The sequence below is a fragment of the Gelidibacter sp. genome, from assembly GCF_035577925.1.
GTDB lineage: Bacteria > Bacteroidota > Bacteroidia > Flavobacteriales > Flavobacteriaceae > Gelidibacter.
The window spans coordinates 1-17,561 of record NZ_DATJCY010000160.1 but is presented as its reverse complement, the minus strand read 5'-3'; the positions used below and the strand labels follow the sequence as shown (position 1 = coordinate 17,561).

Genomic DNA, 17,561 nt, shown 5'->3' with positions numbered 1-17,561 from the left:
GATCAGTACCAAAGGAGAAAGTAAAGAGCTTTCTGAGAAAACAGTGAATACGTTATTGAGGGTGTTTGATTACGATGGTATCAATGACCGACAACTCATCTCTAAGCGTACCTTAGACTTTATAGACGACCGTTTTGTGTTTTTGGCACAAGAATTAGATTCTATTGAAGTAGGCCGTCAGGGTTTTAAAGAGCGCAATAATTTGGTTGATATTCAGGTGGATGCCGAAATGGGACTCGGACAGCGTACAAAGTCGGAGGAAGAGTTGTTCCAGATAGAAAGCCAATTGGCACTATCTCGATTATTGAAAAAATCACTTACCGAAAATCCAGAATCCGATTTGTTACCCGCCAATATAGGCATCAATAATGGCGGTATTAATGAGTTGATTGCTAATTACAATGCGGCGGTTATAGCGCGAGATAAATTTTTGAATAGCGGCGGTGCCAATAACCCTGTAGTTAAGCAGGCTATTGCGCAAGTAGAAGAGTTTAAAATAAATATAGATCGGTCTTTAAATAACTATGTCAATCAGTTGGAAGCCTCTAGCCAACAATTGGAACTTAGGAACCAGAAGTTTAGTGGCAAAGTAGCCCAAATCCCTGAAAAGGAAAAACTGCTGCGTGCTATTGATCGTCAGCAAAAGATAAAAGAAAGTTTATACCTCTTGTTACTTCAAAAACGTGAGGAAGCTGCGATTAATTTGGCCATTACCGAGCCTTCCATTAAAGTAGTAGAGCACGCATTGACGGGAGGAACTCCAATCTCGCCGAAGTCTAAAGTGATTTATTTAGGAGCACTGGTTGGTGGCTTGTTGGTGCCATTTGGTATTTTTTATCTTATGTTTTTGTTGGATACCAAAGTCCATAGTAAAGAAGATGTTTCAAAAATTAATGCTAAAACGCCTGTTATTGGTGAAATTCCAGATATGAAAAAGGATCAGGAGGTGGTTTTTGATGATCCGAATGCTAAATCCGTTTTAGCTGAAGCTTTCAGAATTTTGAGTTTTAATGTGGACTATATTCTGCCGGTAAGGAATGATGGCAAAGCTAAAGTTATTTACTGTACCTCGACCATAAAAGGTGAAGGGAAAACCTATGTTAGCCTTAACTTGTCGTTGGCTTTATCGAGTATCAACAAACGGGTTTTGTTAATTGGTGCCGATTTAAGAAATCCGCAGATCCATGGACATATCCATAAGGATAAAGATTATTTCGGACTCACCAATTATCTTCACGATCCTAGCTTTTCGTGGAGAGATGCTTTGGTCAAGGGTTTTAAGAAACATGACAAGCACGACATCTTGCTGTCTGGGCCAATTCCACCCAATCCTGCGCATTTGTTGACTAACGGTCGATTTGCAAAACTTATTGAAGAAGCCAAAGACGCCTATGATTATATTATTATTGATACCGCACCAACCATATTAGTGACCGATACAATGCTGATTTCTGAGTATGCTGATGCGACTATTTATATAGTAAGGGCCGATTTTACGGATAAGAACCTCTTGAAATTCTCTAAAGATTTATCTGAATCCGGCAAATTGAAAAACATGGCTTATGTCATAAATGGTGTTGGGGCAAGCAAATCTTACGGTTATAGTTATAATTATGGTTATAATTATGGCTATGGCGTTAAAGAGTAAAGTATAATTTTTGAATAATTACAAAATCCGGTTTCAGCTTAAGTTGTAACCGGATTTTTGTTTTGGGTTCTTAGAGCCTGCTTAAATTTTAATGAGATATTTGTTTTGTAGGTGTTTATTTTTCTTAGTTGCCTTTTTACGCTCTTTTTAGGCTTTAATTGCTAGATTTTGCCCGCTAAATCTGCATTATCAAAAATTGAAATTTATCTAAAAATAACTGAAAAAAATCGAACTATAATCTGTAAACAGGTTCTTATTGAAAGTTTTTAAATAACAACCAACATTATCTGTTTGAGAGTTAATGCCACAGTTGAATCATTTCATTAAGAGATTTCAGAATACCGCCGAAAATTCCTTCTAGCAAGATTTGGTTTTCAATACAAAATGCTTTGCAACTTGATATATATCATGCTTTATGAGTGTTTTAAGGAGTACCTTTATTCTGGAATAATAAAACAATAGAACTATGAAAAATGTGCCTTTAATTTCCTCTATAATGTCGACTAAGATCATTAAACTTAAAAAAGATGACGATCTTGAGAAGGCAGAAAAACTATTTAAAAAACATAAAATTAGACATATCCCGGTGGTTGATGGGAAGTCCATTATTGGAATGCTAAGCTATACCGATTTGTTGCGCATTAGTTTTGTTGATGCTGTTGATGATGATGGCGAGATTGAAAGTTTGGTTTATAATATGTTCACCATAGAGCAGGTGATGGCCAAAAATGTGGTCTCGGTATCTTCTACAACCAGTATCAAGGAGGTGGCCCAAATTTTAGCTAAAAAGGAATTTCATGCCTTGCCTGTCATTGACGATAATGAATTGGTAGGTATTGTGACCACCACCGATTTGATTGAATTTTTAATTATATATTTATAAACATAAAAAGTAAGCCGAACTACTTGGAGATTTAATTCCAACTGTTCGGCTGTTTATTTTAAAAGCATCTAACGATACTTTTAGAGCCAGATTCAAAATTAATACGTACCAAAAAACTGTTTCGTTAAAATTTAAATAGAATCTTAATCTCCAACGGTATGTACGCGTTAAGAATTGGCCAATGCTCTTAGCGTTTTTATTGTAGCTGTTGGGTCTTCACTATTAAATACATGGCTTCCAGCAACGAAGGTATCTGCACCTGCATCCACCAGCTTCTGAATATTCTGGTCCGTAACACCACCATCCACTTCAATACGAACATCCAAACCTTGGTCGTCAATCATTTTACGGAGGTTTTTTACGCGTTTATAAGTGATGTCTTCAAACTTTTGTCCGCCAAACCCTGGGTTGATAGACATTAATAAAATCATATAGCATTCTGGTAAAATATCTTCCAAAACGACAAGTGGTGTGGTAATATTGAGAACGATACCCGCTTTGCAGCCCGCATCTTTGATTTGCCGAAGTGTTCTATGCAAATGAACAGTCGATTCGTAGTGCACGGTAATAATATCGGCACCAACTTTTGCAAACTCTTCAATATAGCGTTCCGGTTTTTCAATCATGAGATGCACGTCCAAAGGTTTTGTGGCGTGTTTTTTTATAGCAGAAATCACGGGCATTCCGTAAGAAATATTTGGCACAAAGTGGCCATCCATAACATCAATATGGAACCAATCGGCGTCACTGTTGTTGACCATTTCGATATCCCGTTGGAGGTTGGCAAAATCTGCAGCTAAAATTGAAGGCGCAATGAATTTAGAAGACATGATGTGTTTTTTGTAAGGTTTTTGCAAAGATAAGGAATTTAGTTCTCTGTTGTCGGTTGCCAGTGAATCAGTTTAGCGCTATTCTTTAATCAACACCCCCTATTTATCGCAACTGGTTAAAAAGCCATTCGGGGCAGATTGTTATTCTTCAATTGTAATTTCAATTTCATCCCTAAAAAGCGAACCCCCGGTAATCAGCCGAGGGTTCTTTCATCAATCAAAAAACGAACAGAGAAAACTCCCGAATCCCGATAGCTATCGGGAGGGAATCTGTAACTGTTTGTTGCTTTACAATTTCAGTTTTGAAATTTAAATACCTATCCTAAGTAGGTTTTTAATATTTTGCTTCGTGAGGTATGTTTTAACCTACGAATTGCTTTTTCTTTAATCTGCCGTACGCGTTCACGGGTCAAATCGAAAGTTTCGCCTATTTCTTCTAACGTCATCGGATGTTGATCTCCCAAGCCAAAATACAAACGGATCACATCAGCTTCGCGTGGGGTCAAGGTTTCTAAAGCACGTTCAATTTCGGTGCGTAAGGATTCGTGCAGCAAATCTCTATCAGGATTTGGAGATTCTCCAGATCTTAAAACATCATACAAGTTCGAATCTTCACCTTCTACCAATGGCGCATCCATAGAAACGTGTCGGCCTGAGTTTTTCATCGATTCCTTCACGTCATTAATGGTCATATCCAATTCTTTGGCAATTTCTTCTGCACTAGGTGGACGCTCATGACTTTGCTCTAGGAAAGCAAAAGTTTTGTTGATTTTGTTGATGGATCCAATTTTATTCAATGGTAATCTCACAATACGGGATTGCTCGGCCAATGCCTGTAAAATGGATTGACGAATCCACCAAACCGCATAAGAAATAAATTTGAAACCACGTGTTTCATCAAAACGTTGTGCCGCTTTGATAAGGCCTAAATTGCCCTCATTGATTAAGTCTGGCAAGGTTAAACCTTGATTTTGATATTGTTTTGCTACCGAAACAACGAAACGTAAGTTGGCTTTGGTTAATTTTTCTAAAGCACGTTGATCTCCTGCTTTAATGCGTTGTGCCAATTCAACTTCTTCGTCTGCGGTAATTAAGTCAACTTTTCCAATTTCTTGAAGATACTTGTCTAGCGAAGCTGTTTCTCTATTGGTAACTTGCTTCGTAATTTTGAGTTGTCTCATTTAAATATGTCTCTCTAATTTAAAATAGTGAATAATCCTTTCGTAAGTGGTTATACGTAGAAAGTTGTCTAAATGTTACAACAAAGTAAAAATTATTTTTTTACCGCCTATTTACCGCCTGTTTTAGTTTTTATAACTATGTTTTAAGAAGATTCTAGTTTATATGATGTGATTATGTCATGTCATGGGTAAACTAAAATATCGAAGTCTGAAAAAGATGTTTAAAACACGAACACATACTCAAGATTACATTGTTTTATCAAATTAAGATGTCTTCAATATCTAAATGGACTCCTATATTTTAATAAGTTTTTTGTCCGATAAATTGATGGCCTCAAGCATTTCGTTGGTGAACTTGTAATGGCCACGGGTCGTAATGATCTTAAAACGGGAAGCGGTCATGTTGCTCAGTGTGTTTATAAACAGCCATTTGGATTGTAATAATCGGGTTTCATCCGATTTTAGACTGAGTTCAAAATAGTGTTTTCTGCCTTCCTTTTCTGCCACAATATCTGGCGTTACCTCAATATCACTTCCTTTTTTGTGATATGATTTTGGGGTGTCGTACCCCTCTGCGTCTGCTTGGATATTTTCAAATCCAATTTTCTCTAAGTAAGCTAAAGAGCTACTTAAGATGTCCGAATATTTTTCTTTATCTGTATGAACCATAGCCTATAATCTAATCATTTTATTGACAATTACAAGTTTTCTTTAAGGTTTAACATTCAGGAGGTAAGGTACAGCGGTTGCTTAGTTTTTAAAGCTCATTAAAAAGTTTGTTTAATAAAAGACATTAACCCGATTGAAAATAAAAAACCTCACAATTCTGAAAACTATCAGAACAGTGAGGTTTGAACACTAAATATTTAAAATAATAAAAAATTAATCTTCTTTTTTATCTTCTCTTGGTTTGCGATCATCTCGACCTTTATATTCACGATTCCCTCTTTGGTCGCGGTTGTCTCGGCCGTTAGATTTATGGTCTTTGCCGTTTTGATCTCTAGGCGGTCTGGCCACGTAGCCTTCCGGCTTTTCTAGCAACGCTTTACGCGATACTTTTTCTTTACGTGTTTTTGGATCAACACCAAAGTATTTTACGTTAAAAACATCGCCCATATTCACAACGTCCGTTACATTTTCGGTACGTTCCCAAGCCAATTCACTAACGTGCAATAACACTTCGTTTCCTGGAGCTGCGGTATATTCAACCACAGCACCAAAATCTAGCATTTTGATGACTTTTACTTCATAAGATCCCCCAACGGTAGGTTTGAATAATAACGAATCGATTTTGGCCAATACTTTATCAATACCTTCTTGATTGGTTCCTAAAATTTCCACAATACCTTCTTCGGTAATAGGATCTTCGTTGATAACAATCGTTGTCTTGGTTTCTTTTTGTAATTCTTGGATTACTTTACCACCTGGACCAATTAATGCGCCAATAAAATCATTAGGGATGACACGAGTTACCATTTTTGGAGCGTGTGCTTTTACATCGGCGTTTGGCTTGGCAATAGTTTCAGTCAGTTTTTCAAGAATATGTAATCGGCCTTCACGAGCTTGCATAAGCGCATTGACCAAAATTTCATAGGACAAACCTTTTACCTTGATGTCCATTTGACAGGCGGTAATACCATCTGCTGTTCCTGTCACTTTAAAGTCCATATCACCTAAATGATCTTCGTCACCTAGAATATCAGAAAGTACAGCGTATTTTCCTGTTTTGGCATCGGATATCAAACCCATGGCAATTCCTGAAACCGGCTTTTTTAATTGTACACCAGCATCCATAAGTGCCATTGTTCCTGCACAAACAGTTGCCATTGAGGATGATCCGTTAGATTCCAATACTTCAGAAACGACTCTGACCGTATAAGGACAATCTGCAGGAATCATTCCTTTTAGCGCACGTTGTGCTAAATTTCCATGTCCTACTTCACGACGTGAGGTACCACGGATAGGGCGGGCTTCACCTGTTGAAAAAGGAGGGAAGTTATAATGTAAATAGAAACGCTCTTCACCTTCAAAAGATGGCATATCTATCATGTTGGCTTCACGTGAAGTTCCTAAGGTTACGGTGGCTAAAGCTTGGGTTTCACCACGTGTAAAGATGGATGAACCATGCGTAGAAGGTAGGTAATCTACCTCGCACCAGATTGGTCGGATCTCATCGGTTTTTCTACCGTCCAAACGTAAACCTTCATTAAGCGTCAAATCTCTAACGGCATCTTTTTCAGCTTGGTAGAAATACTTAGAAATAAGGTTGCCATAATCTTCAGTTTCTTCTTCCGAAAAATCAGCTTTCACCTCTTCAAAAATGGCTTCAAAGGCAGCCGTTCTATCGTGTTTTGCAGAAGCAGTACGCGCTACGGCATAAACTTTATCGTAAGTTAAAGCTCTTACTCTTTTTTCTAAGTCTTCGTCAATGCGCTCTGGTTCATATTCACGCGTTGGTTTTTTGCCAAATGCTTCGGCCAAACGTACTTGGGCTTCACATTGAATTTTTATAGCGTCGTGTGCAAATTTGATGGCTTCTGTCATTTCTTCTTCCGAAATTTCGTCCATTTCACCTTCCACCATCATTACCGAATCGACTGAAGCTCCGACCATAATGTCCAAGTCGGATTCTTCCAATTGGGCACGGGTTGGGTTGATGATCAACTTTCCATTAACGCGACCTACACGAGCTTCTGAGATAGGGCATTCAAAAGGAAAATCGGATAATTGGATGGCTGCAGATGCGGCTAAACCAGCCATGGCATCGGGCATAACTTCCTCATCATGCGACATTAATTGAATCATCACTTGAGTTTCTGCATGATAGTCAGAAGGAAATAACGGACGTAAAACACGGTCCACTAAACGCATTATCAAAACTTCACCATCACTTGGTCGAGCTTCTCTTTTAAAGAAACCACCTGGATAACGGCCTGCAGCAGCAAACTTTTCTCTATAGTCAACCGTTAACGGTAAAAAGTCCACATCACTTTGTTTGTAATTGGAAACAACGGTACATAATAGCATACAGTTACCTGATTGCACAACAACCGAACCATGGGCTTGTTTAGCCAATTTTCCGGTTTCGATGGAGATTGTTCGTCCATCACCAAGGTCAATGACCTCTCTAAAAACTTTTGGAATCATAAAAATATTAATTCTTAATTAAACAATGGTCTCCGTCAAACTGGACGGGCAGGTGTGTGTTGTTGTGTAGTGTTGTGTGTTGACCAATGAAAAACTTTTTGTCCCGTACCAAAATGATTGGATATTTTGGGATTTCGCTTCTTATTGCGCATTTTTAACTCTTACGCTTGAGGGTTATGCTAACAAAAAACCACGCTGAAAGGCGTGGTCTTTGAAGGGATTATTTTCTTAATCCTAATTCTTTTACTATGGCACGATATCTTAAGATATCTTTTTTGGTTAAGTAATCAAGAAGCGCACGACGTTTCCCAACCAGCATTACCAATGAACGCTCAGTGTTATAATCTTTACGATTTCTTTTTAAGTGCTCAGTTAAATGGTTAATTCTGTAAGTAAACAGAGCAATTTGTCCTTCTGCAGAACCCGTGTCTTTTGCATTTTTACCGTGTTTTGTAAAAATGGCTTCTTTTTCTTTTTGATCTAAATACATGCTAATATTATTGTAAATGATTTTTATGTACGATTCGGTTTTCGAACCAAGGTGCAAATATAGTGTTTTTTGGGAATTTACAAGGTGTTCGTCGAAACAATTTAGTCTCGAAGCGATAGATCTTTTACAGGATCAAATATTATTACAGATGATTGCTAGCAATAAGTGCCTAAAATGATAAGAATGCTAATGAAAACCCCTTTTCTTAATAAGATTATAATCGCTGCCCAACTAGGTTAATTATAAAAAAAACCACGGATTCACAAATGGATTTTTAATCCTTCCTGAATCCGTGGTTATAAATTTTAATCTCTTAATGGCTGATTGGTAATCAGGTCAATATAAAGATTGATCTTGTTTTTTAGGTCCTTACGTTCTGTAATAAAATCCAAGAAACCATGTTCTAATAAAAACTCTGCGGTCTGAAAGTTTTCAGGCAATTCTTGTCCTGTTGTATCACGTACTACACGCGGGCCTGCAAATCCAATTAAAGCTCCTGGTTCACTAATGTTGATATCGCCCAACATGGCAAATGAAGCGGTTGTTCCGCCCGTGGTTGGATCTGTACATAAAGAAATATAAGGGATGTTGGCGTCTGCCAATTGCGCTAGTTTGGCCGATGTTTTGGCCAATTGCATTAAGGATAAAGCGGCTTCTTGCATACGTGCACCACCAGATTTTGAAATAATCAAAAATGGCAATTTCTTTTTTAGGGCATACTCACCGGCACGTGCAATTTTCTCGCCTACAACACTTCCCATCGATCCGCCAATAAAAGCAAAGTCCATACACGCAATGACCAAATTTTTTCCTTTTGATTTTCCTACGGCACAGCGTACTGCATCTTTAAGTTTGGTTTTTTCTTCAGCAGCTTTTAAACGTTCGGGATATTTTTTAGTGTCCTCAAATTTTAAGGAATCCTTAGAGGATAGATTGGCATCGAGCTCTTTAAATTTGTTATCATCAAATAAGATTTGAAAATATTCCTTGCTCCCAATTCGGACATGATAACCGTCTTCAGGGCTTACAAAAAAGTTCTTCTCAAGTTCTTCGGTATCAATTATTTTTCCGGTTGGAGATTTGTACCACAAGCCTTTAGGTGTGTCTTTTTTCTCTTCGGTGGTGGTAGTGATACCTTTTGTTTTTCTTTTAAACCAAGACATTATGATTAAGGATTTATAGTCCTGCAAAGGCAGGATCTTATTATTAAAACTTAACAGTTAATAGATCTGTTCAATTGCTTTGGGGTAATTAAAACCTCCTAACATGCGTGCAAAGTTATAAAGTATTGACGTTATTCAAATCTTCAAACGCCTTTTTTAATCTTTCAACAAAGGTTTCCTCACCTTTTCTGAGCCAAACACGAGGATCATAATACTTTTTGTTTGGTGAATCAGGGCCATCCGGACTTCCAATTTGGGTTTGCAAATAGGCCTCGTTTTCTTTAAAGTAATCACGGATACCACTCATAAATGCAAATTGCATATCCGTATCAATATTCATTTTAATAACACCGTAGCTAATAGCTTCCCTGATTTCTTCCACACTTGATCCGGAGCCACCGTGGAATACAAAATCGATATGATTATGTGGTAAATTGTGTTTTTGAGATAAAAACTCCTGAGAATTTTTAAGGATTTTTGGTGTCAACTTCACGTTTCCTGGTTTATAAACACCATGGACATTTCCAAAAGCTGCTGCAATAGTAAATTGATCACTAACTTTACTTAATTCTTCATAGGCATAGGCTACTTCTTCAGGTTGTGTGTAGAGCTTTGAAATGTCAACATCCGAATTGTCAACGCCATCTTCTTCGCCGCCTGTAATACCCAGCTCAATCTCTAGGGTCATGCCCATTTTGCTCATGCGTGCTAGATACGCTTTGCAGATATCGATGTTTTCTTTCAATGGTTCTTCTGATAGGTCAATCATGTGCGAACTATACAAAGGTTTACCAGTTTCTTTAAAATGTTGCTCACTGGCATCCAACAAGCCATCTATCCAAGGGAGTAGTTTTTTTGCACAATGATCGGTGTGTAAAATGACCGGAACACCGTAAGATTCTGCCAAAAGGTGAACGTGTTTTGCACCGGCAACGGCACCTGCAATCGCAGCTTTCTGACCTTCATTGCTTAACCCTTTTCCTGCGTTAAATATAGCTCCTCCATTGGAAAACTGAATGATAACCGGCGCATTTAATGCAGCTGCAGTTTCTAAAACACCATTAATGGTGTTTGAACCGATGACGTTTACGGCTGGTAACGCAAAGTTTTTTTCTTTGGCAAGTTTAAAAATGGCCTGTACCTCTCTGCCCGTGGCAACTCCTGGCTTTATGTTGTGACTCATAGTTAGTTTAAATTTTATTTAAATTCAAAAATAATCAAATAAAAGCATAATCAAGATTTTGGTGCTCTTGTTTTTATAAACAGCGATGGTTTTTACTGCGAAAACCTTGTAGATGGATGGTTTTTCTGATTTTAGGAATACTGTAAATTAATCCGAATAATATTCTTCTAAATCAAATTTTTTAGAGTAATGTAAAGCCCTGCATTTATGATCATGTTGATTTAAATTTTTTAAAACGGATAGTTGATTCCGATATTATAAACGGCATGACCAAAGTTGTAGTCTTTAAACCATCGGTCGCCCAAGTTATAAGAAGGATCATAAGTTTTAAATCCGATATCACCACGAAGCACAAAGAACCTAAAGTCATAGCGTAATCCAAATCCAGATCCTACCGCAATATCTTTTAAAGAGCTTAGATTGTTAAACGTTTGCGCACTATCGGTTACGTCATCAAATACATTCCAGATATTTCCGGCATCAATAAAGAAAGCTCCGTATAATGAGCCGAAAAGATTAAAACGTTCTTCAATACTAAAGTGTAGTTTGAAATTCGCTTCGTTAAATTCATAAGTGGATTTTAAACTTCCGGGACCTAAGTTATAAGCCGTCCAAGCTCTATTGTCGTTGGGGCCTCCGGCAAAAAAACTTTTTGAAAACGGAATGTTTCCTGAGTTGCCATAAGGGATGGCAATTCCAAAATAACTGCGAATGGCAAATACGTTTTTTTTGCCTAAATCCCAGTATTTGACATAATCAAATTCGGTTTTAACATATTGTGAAAAGGTCACTCCAAAAATGTCATATCTGCCATTCTGGTTTTGTGGTGCACCAGATAATTTGGCAAGACTTGATAGCACATTTCCCGCAACTTCAGCTCTAAATCGTACAATTGAAAAATCGTTGTCAAGTATATTTTCGCGTCGCGTTTTTATATAATTAAAGCTTGACGAAATAATTAAGTTGTTTTCAGTAAGTCGGTCCTGACGTTGCGAAATATTACGCACGGTGACCAGATCGTTTTCAGAAATGTTTAATCCCGAATTTGAATCCAATACATCATTTATAAAAGCATTTGCACCCGTTGGAATGATGAGATTTCCGTTTTCATTATAATACGACGGATTTGTATTGTATTGGTGCGCAATGCTGTTAAGGCTATTGTATGAGTTTTGATAAACCCCAAAGTAATTGGCTGTGTTCAGGTTTTTTACATATTGGACATTCATGAAATCTAGCGTATTGGTAACTTTCTGGTTGGGAAACCAATTGTAGCTCAGCATTCCTGTAAACGTTTGTTTGTCCAATCCGATGTTTTTTTGGCTTGTGGCACTGGCACTGATTCTGGTGCTTGGTGACATGAATTTAGGAATGATTTTATCCGTATTCAATGGGAAAAACAAACGCGGAATGGTAAGCTTCACTGTCGTTCCAATTTCTGTAATATCAAAAAACGCATCTTCATCTTTTCGGACACTTCGCGTAAGGCCACCTTCCCTAGAAGAACCAATGGACCCAAGTCCTGAGATTTCTAAGGTTTCTGCACCTCTAAATACATTTCGGATTAAAAGTCCACCGCTAAATGAAAGGCCAACGGTTTGTATATTACTTTGAGAAACTTCGGTATTAAAATTAAGTCCAAATTTTTTCTTCGGAATTAAATAAATATTGGCGGTTAAGGTTGTGTCTTTTTCATTTTCGACATATTCGATATTGGGATATTTAAAGTTTCGCAATTCACTTAAATACCGATAGGTTCGCGTTCGATTTATATCTTTAAAAACGCCCCCTTTGGTTATAAAAATGGCATCCGTCAGGGCTTTGGGCCTGTATTTTGATTTCCCAAAACTGTAAATATTAAAGCCTTTGTAATTGATGGTATCTGTAGGTGTCAAATCTTTGTTTTGGAACGTGTCATCCGTAAAAATATTGACATCTTTAACGGTGTAAACTTTAAAAGGCCGAATTTCAACCGAATCAACATTTCTAATAATTCTATTTTGGATAATGATATCGGTATTTACTTTTTTATGGGTGCCAATGGTGTCAATTTCAAACGTGATATAATCTTGCGCAAAATGGAAAAGTCCTGAATTTCGGAGTTCCGTGGTCAATCGTTCACGTTCATTGGTTAAATTGGCTTCTCTAAACTGTTCGCCTTTGACAATAAGTGATTTGTCCTTTAGGGTTTGGTACAGCGTATCAATAACTGGTGTTGCAATTCGGGTTCTAATGGAATCCAAAAAATAAGGATCGCCCGTTTTTACATAATATTTTACTAAACCTCTTTGAGTGCCAACAGTATCAATTTTATAGGAGGTTTTGGCATTGAACCAGCCATTTTTATAATAGTAGGTATTGAGATTGGTGGTTGATTTTTCGGTTCTTAGCGTGTCGATGACTACTGGAGGTTCACCGGTTTTTTTCAGCCATCCGTTAAAATCTCGTTTTGAATTGACTAAGGCTTCGTATTGTTTTATGGAAATGAAATTTTTAAGTCCATTTTTTGGATCGTTAGGATTTCGATACTTGGCATCCAATATAGAATCGATGTTAGGTCGCGCCAGATTGTAAATATGAAGTTTAATAGGGATGCCAAACAACGGGAATTTACCGTTTGGTTTTTGATACAGTAAATTGTTGAGAGCGTCAGTGTTATTTTTTTTGTCATTTATATAAACAGCGTTGTCCATTAACAAAAGATCATCTTTGTTAACCCGTTTTACGGCATTGCAAGAAGACAACATGATTATTATTGCCGTAATAAATGATATTTTTGCTACCTTAACTTTCAACGAAAAATGGAAATTGTTTTTAATGGGTCTAAATTTACTGCTTTTATAGGTCGTAAAACAAACATAAATAAATCCTTAACAGGAATTAATAACGCAACAAAAGTAAATACATTTTGATGTTAACAAAGAATCAGATAAAATTAATTGTAAGTCTTAAACAAAAAAAGCAACGTATGGCCCATCGGTTATTTATGGTCGAAGGGAAAAAGGCGGTTGATGAGTTTTTAAGGTCGTCTTATAAGTTGCATCAGGTTTATGCTACAACCGATGGTTACGAATGTGATCCTAAAAAAATGAGTGTGATTGATGAAGCCGAACTCAAAAAAATTAGCGCATTGACCACACCACAACAAGTGGTTGCTATTTTTGAAATGCCAGTTGCTGCTAAAGTATCATTTGATAAATTGGTTCTTGTTCTGGACGACGTTCGCGATCCTGGAAACTTGGGCACGATTATAAGATTATGCGATTGGTTTGGTATTGAACATTTGGTGTGTAGTAACACAACGGTCGATTGTTATAATCCGAAAGTCGTACAGGCCACTATGGGGTCATTGACGCGCGTAAATATTGTTTATCAAGATTTGGATGCATTTTTAAAGGATTCAAAAGTTCCGAAATTTGGTGCTTTTATGGATGGCGAAACTGTTTATGAAAGCACTTTACCTGAAAAGGGAATTTTGATCATGGGCAATGAAGCCAATGGCATTTCGGCAAACATTGAGGCGTATATTGAAAACAGAATAAGCATCCCAAGTTTTAGTACGCATCAATCTACGGAAAGTTTGAATGTGGCAACCGCTACGGCTATTTTGTTGAGTGAGTTTAAAAGAAGACGATAAAGATTAGCGATTGAAGATTAACGATTGTTGAATTATGGATTTTTAATTGTAAAATCAGTGTAGATCAGTGATCCCGATAATTATCGGGACAGTGTTATCAGCGTTCTGTAAAACTCCACGAAGATGATGATATGAAGTTAGATAACGAAATCCGCAGGAAAATAAATCTTTCATTATTCTGAACTTCAAAAATTCGATATTCACTATAACGATTAATGATTGAAAATTAGCGATTGTTGATTGATAATGGCTGAACACAGATAACACTGATTTGGTGGGTTTTCACTGATTTGAAAACTAAAACTGTGTCATTTCGTCTGATGTCAATTTAGAATATCGAATCTGAAATCTAAAACATATCGAACCGATAATAGGAAATCAGCAAACACAACTGACAACCGACAACTGATTCCTACTGAAACGTAAAATTCACAAAAACTCCTCGGGTTTTCATGGAAGAAATATTGTCGGTCCAAGGACTTGGTCCGTTTTCTGTTTTATCTCTTACCAATTCGTCATTGAGTGCAAAGACTCCTCTAATAGATGGAGTGAATTTAAACCACTCCAAATAAAAATCAATTCCAAAACCAAGTTCATAAAAGAACATTCCTTTTTTGGTGCGGAATTCTGCAGAATGGTTATCCTCGCCGTCTTGATTGCTGGATAAGTTTAATGCCGTCGAAAAACCTCCAACAATAAAAGGTTTGAAGTTGTTGAGTCGTTTGGTCGATACTTTTAATAGTAAAGGAAAATGCACATAAGTGGAATTTACTTCGCGTAAGGTAAACGATGGACTAAATGGACGAGAGTAATTGTCAAAGTAGCCTTCATCATAATGCAAGTTTCTTTTAGAAATATACAATCCAGGCTCAAAACGAAGGTTAAAATAGTCGTTGATGCGCAAATCCCCAATCAATCCAACATTAAAGCCAATACTTGTATCTACCAAAATGTCTTCCTCAATTGTTGGCTCGTATTCAAACTTAAAATCATAACTGTTAAATCCTAAAAAATAGCCCCAAGTCCACGTTTGTTTATCAAAATTTTCTTGATTTTTAATCCTTTCTTTGGTAAATAACTGTGCCGATGCTGAATTGCACATAAGAAAAAGGACAATGATGATGCCGGTTCTTTTCATTTTATAGAAGATCTATTAATTGGGGATGATTACTTTGTTGCCTTATAAATGGTGGCTGCACCAAGTGTTTGAGGCAAATCTGTAACATTATTAAACCCAATTTGTCTTAAAATATTGTTTAGCGCTTCGCCATATGGAAAAACCGATGCCGATTCGCTCAAATAAGCATAGGCCACACGGTCTTTGGAAAACATTTTTCCAATGCTGGGCAAAATGTATTTGGAGTAAAATTTATAGCCTTGTTTAAATGGTGTTTTGGTAGGTACGGAGGTTTCTAGGATCACAAAGGTGCCATTTGGTTTTAAAACCCTTAATATTTCAGAAAGTCCTTTTTCTAAATTTTCAAAATTCCGAACCCCAAAAGCAACCGTTATAGCATCAAAACTGTTGTCCTCAAAAGGCAGGTTTTCTGAGTCGCCTAAGATCATTTTTATTTTGTTGCCTAGATTTTTTTCTGCAATTTTTTTTCGCCCTACTTCAAGCATTCCATCGCTAATGTCCAATCCTATGATTTCTTCCGCCTTTGTTTCGGCTAGGTTAATGGCCAGATCTCCAGTGCCTGTGGCAATATCTAAAATGCGATTGGGTTGAGATTTTGCAACAATGGCGACTACTTTTTTACGCCATTTGATATCAATTCCAAATGAAATGACACGGTTTAACCCATCATATTCTTTCGAAATTGTATCAAACATTTGGGTAACCTGTTCCTTTTTGTCTAACTGACTGTCTTTATATGGTTTTACTTTTTCTGACATTCCAATATTTTTGCCAAAACTACATATTTTTTTATTGTCATTTTGTCAAGTTGGAATGAAATACTCAAATCCATCCAACTTTAATGAGCGATATGGATGGGATAAATGCTTTGTTTTGAATGTGTGTAAATTAATTTTATCATTTATAAAACCAATAAAGGACTGATAAATAACCTATATTTGTAAGACTTTTTGAATATCATCATTAATGAAAATTATCATTGCAGGAGCTGGTGAAGTCGGATTTCATCTGGCAAAACTATTATCTTTTGAATCCCAAGAAATCACACTTTTAGATACCAAAAAAGAAAGTTTGGTCTATGCCATTGATCATTTGGATATTAGGGTAATTAAAGGTGATGCCACCTCAATTGCGGTCTTAAAAGATGCTCGAATTGAGAGTTCTGATCTCTTTATTGCAGTAACTTCATCAGAAACTACCAATATTACGGCTTGCGTTTTGGCCAAACAACTTGGTGCACGACGGACCATTGCACGAATTTCCAATCCAGAATTTATCAATCAAAATGATGAGGTTGGTTTTTTTAAATTTGGCATCGATGAATTGATTTCGCCCGAGTCGTTGGCCGCTGCAGAAATTGAGTTGCTCATGAACCAATATGGTTTTAATGACAGTTATGAATTTGAAGAAGGCGCCTTAACGATGGTGAGTTTGCGCTTGTCCAAAACTGCAACGTTTGTAAATAAAACGGTGCAGGAAGCTGCTGAAGTGTTTCCGAAATTACGTTTTGTACCCATTGCTATTCAGCGTTTTGGTACAGAATACACCATCATTCCTCGAGGAGATACGGAATTTAAAGAAGGTGATAAGGTGATTTTTGTGACCTCAAAAGGAGGTGAGGAAGAATTGTTTGAGCTTTCTGGAAGAGTGCGGTTGGATGTTAAGAACGTGATGATCTTGGGCGGTAGTGAAATTGGATTTAAAACCGCGAAGGATTTATGTGCCGCAAATTTTAATGTCAAATTGGTTGAAAAAGACAAGGATGTGGCCTTTGAATTGGCCGATCATTTGCCGGATGCATTGGTCATTAATGGCGATGGGCGTAATGTGGAGTTGCTGGAAGAGGAAAATATCGCCAATATGGATGCATTTATTGCAGTAACCGGAGATTCGGAAACCAATATCATGTCGTGTATCGTTGCTAAATCCAAAGGTGTAAAAAAAACGGTCGCGCTAGTCGAGAACATGGATTATTATCAAATATCTGAATCTATCGGTATCGATACGTTAATCAATAAAAAACTATTGGCCGCCAATAATATTTTTAGATATATCCGTAAAGGAGAAGTTGTTGCTATGACCAAACTCAATAATATGAATGCCGAATTGTTGGAGTTTGTGGTCAAAACCAGATCAAAAATTACGAACAAAGTCATTAAGGATTTGGATTTTCCGCGTTCGGCCATCATGGGAGGTGTTATAAGAAATGGCAAAGGCTTTATTCCTTTGGGCGATTTTAGGGTGCAGGAAGGCGATCGGGT

14 protein-coding genes are annotated in these 17,561 nt (G+C 37.1%); 4 read left to right on the top strand and 10 right to left on the bottom strand.

Features of this window, described 5'->3' with window-relative positions:
* A partial coding sequence (locus tag VNJ50_RS05640; RefSeq protein ID WP_325579864.1) for a GumC family protein occupies positions 1-1,648 on the top strand: 1,648 nt, incomplete at its 5' end.
* A gap of 466 nt (positions 1,649-2,114) precedes the next feature.
* Positions 2,115-2,531, top strand: coding sequence for a CBS domain-containing protein (locus tag VNJ50_RS05635; RefSeq protein WP_414652868.1), 417 nt, complete (start codon positions 2,115-2,117; stop codon positions 2,529-2,531).
* Between the two features lie 167 nt (positions 2,532-2,698).
* On the opposite strand, the gene rpe is transcribed toward VNJ50_RS05635, so the two are convergent.
* The 8 genes from rpe to VNJ50_RS05595 form a co-directional block, all read right to left on the bottom strand.
* Entirely contained in the window at positions 2,699-3,361 is a 663-nt protein-coding gene (gene rpe / locus VNJ50_RS05630) for a ribulose-phosphate 3-epimerase (RefSeq protein WP_325579861.1), read from the bottom strand.
* Positions 3,362-3,678: 317 nt separating this feature from the next.
* The gene (locus VNJ50_RS05625) at positions 3,679-4,542 is read right to left on the bottom strand and encodes a sigma-70 family RNA polymerase sigma factor (RefSeq protein WP_325579860.1); all 864 of its coding nucleotides are present in this window, start codon (positions 4,540-4,542) and stop codon (positions 3,679-3,681) included.
* A 294-nt stretch (positions 4,543-4,836) separates the two neighbouring features.
* Complete coding sequence (locus VNJ50_RS05620) at positions 4,837-5,211, bottom strand: hypothetical protein (RefSeq protein WP_325579858.1); 375 nt, start codon at positions 5,209-5,211, stop codon at positions 4,837-4,839.
* A gap of 213 nt (positions 5,212-5,424) precedes the next feature.
* Positions 5,425-7,689, bottom strand: coding sequence for a polyribonucleotide nucleotidyltransferase (locus tag VNJ50_RS05615; protein WP_325579856.1), 2,265 nt, complete (start codon positions 7,687-7,689; stop codon positions 5,425-5,427).
* 220 nt (positions 7,690-7,909) lie between these two features.
* Positions 7,910-8,179: a 30S ribosomal protein S15 gene (rpsO, locus tag VNJ50_RS05610; protein ID WP_325579855.1), complete on the bottom strand. Its 270-nt coding sequence runs from the start codon at positions 8,177-8,179 to the stop codon at positions 7,910-7,912.
* A 305-nt stretch (positions 8,180-8,484) separates the two neighbouring features.
* Positions 8,485-9,342, bottom strand: a complete 858-nt coding sequence (accD, locus tag VNJ50_RS05605; protein ID WP_325579853.1) for an acetyl-CoA carboxylase, carboxyltransferase subunit beta — start codon at positions 9,340-9,342, stop codon at positions 8,485-8,487.
* Between the two features lie 115 nt (positions 9,343-9,457).
* Positions 9,458-10,525 carry a class II fructose-bisphosphate aldolase gene (gene fbaA / locus VNJ50_RS05600; RefSeq protein ID WP_325579851.1) on the bottom strand — a complete coding sequence of 356 codons (1,068 nt, stop codon included), beginning with the start codon at positions 10,523-10,525 and terminating at the stop codon, positions 9,458-9,460.
* A gap of 230 nt (positions 10,526-10,755) precedes the next feature.
* On the bottom strand, positions 10,756-13,320 hold the full coding sequence (locus tag VNJ50_RS05595) for a BamA/TamA family outer membrane protein (RefSeq protein WP_325579849.1): 2,565 nt from the start codon (positions 13,318-13,320) through the stop codon (positions 10,756-10,758).
* A 116-nt stretch (positions 13,321-13,436) separates the two neighbouring features.
* On the opposite strand from VNJ50_RS05595, the gene VNJ50_RS05590 reads away from it, so the two are divergent.
* Positions 13,437-14,162, top strand: coding sequence for an RNA methyltransferase (locus VNJ50_RS05590; RefSeq protein ID WP_325579847.1), 726 nt, complete (start codon positions 13,437-13,439; stop codon positions 14,160-14,162).
* Between the two features lie 412 nt (positions 14,163-14,574).
* On the opposite strand, the gene VNJ50_RS05585 is transcribed toward VNJ50_RS05590, so the two are convergent.
* On the bottom strand, positions 14,575-15,300 hold the full coding sequence (locus VNJ50_RS05585; RefSeq protein WP_325579845.1) for a porin family protein: 726 nt from the start codon (positions 15,298-15,300) through the stop codon (positions 14,575-14,577).
* Positions 15,301-15,329: 29 nt separating this feature from the next.
* Positions 15,330-16,058 (bottom strand): bifunctional demethylmenaquinone methyltransferase/2-methoxy-6-polyprenyl-1,4-benzoquinol methylase UbiE, encoded by a 729-nt coding sequence (gene ubiE / locus VNJ50_RS05580; protein WP_325579843.1) that lies wholly within the window; start codon positions 16,056-16,058, stop codon positions 15,330-15,332.
* A gap of 208 nt (positions 16,059-16,266) precedes the next feature.
* On the opposite strand from ubiE, the gene trkA reads away from it, so the two are divergent.
* A partial coding sequence (gene trkA / locus VNJ50_RS05575; protein ID WP_325579841.1) for a Trk system potassium transporter TrkA occupies positions 16,267-17,561 on the top strand: 1,295 nt, incomplete at its 3' end.

Coding starts and splice junctions, on each gene's coding strand:
- rpsO (WP_325579855.1), bottom strand. CDS start 8,179: ATGTATTTAGATCAAAAAGAAAAAGAAGCCATTTTTACAAAACACGGT.
- VNJ50_RS05585 (WP_325579845.1), bottom strand. CDS start 15,300: ATGAAAAGAACCGGCATCATCATTGTCCTTTTTCTTATGTGCAATTCA.
- fbaA (WP_325579851.1), bottom strand. CDS start 10,525: ATGAGTCACAACATAAAGCCAGGAGTTGCCACGGGCAGAGAGGTACAG.
- VNJ50_RS05590 (WP_325579847.1), top strand. CDS start 13,437: ATGTTAACAAAGAATCAGATAAAATTAATTGTAAGTCTTAAACAAAAA.
- VNJ50_RS05615 (WP_325579856.1), bottom strand. CDS start 7,689: ATGATTCCAAAAGTTTTTAGAGAGGTCATTGACCTTGGTGATGGACGA.
- VNJ50_RS05635 (WP_414652868.1), top strand. CDS start 2,115: ATGAAAAATGTGCCTTTAATTTCCTCTATAATGTCGACTAAGATCATT.
- ubiE (WP_325579843.1), bottom strand. CDS start 16,058: ATGTCAGAAAAAGTAAAACCATATAAAGACAGTCAGTTAGACAAAAAG.
- VNJ50_RS05625 (WP_325579860.1), bottom strand. CDS start 4,542: ATGAGACAACTCAAAATTACGAAGCAAGTTACCAATAGAGAAACAGCT.
- accD (WP_325579853.1), bottom strand. CDS start 9,342: ATGTCTTGGTTTAAAAGAAAAACAAAAGGTATCACTACCACCACCGAA.
- VNJ50_RS05620 (WP_325579858.1), bottom strand. CDS start 5,211: ATGGTTCATACAGATAAAGAAAAATATTCGGACATCTTAAGTAGCTCT.
- rpe (WP_325579861.1), bottom strand. CDS start 3,361: ATGTCTTCTAAATTCATTGCGCCTTCAATTTTAGCTGCAGATTTTGCC.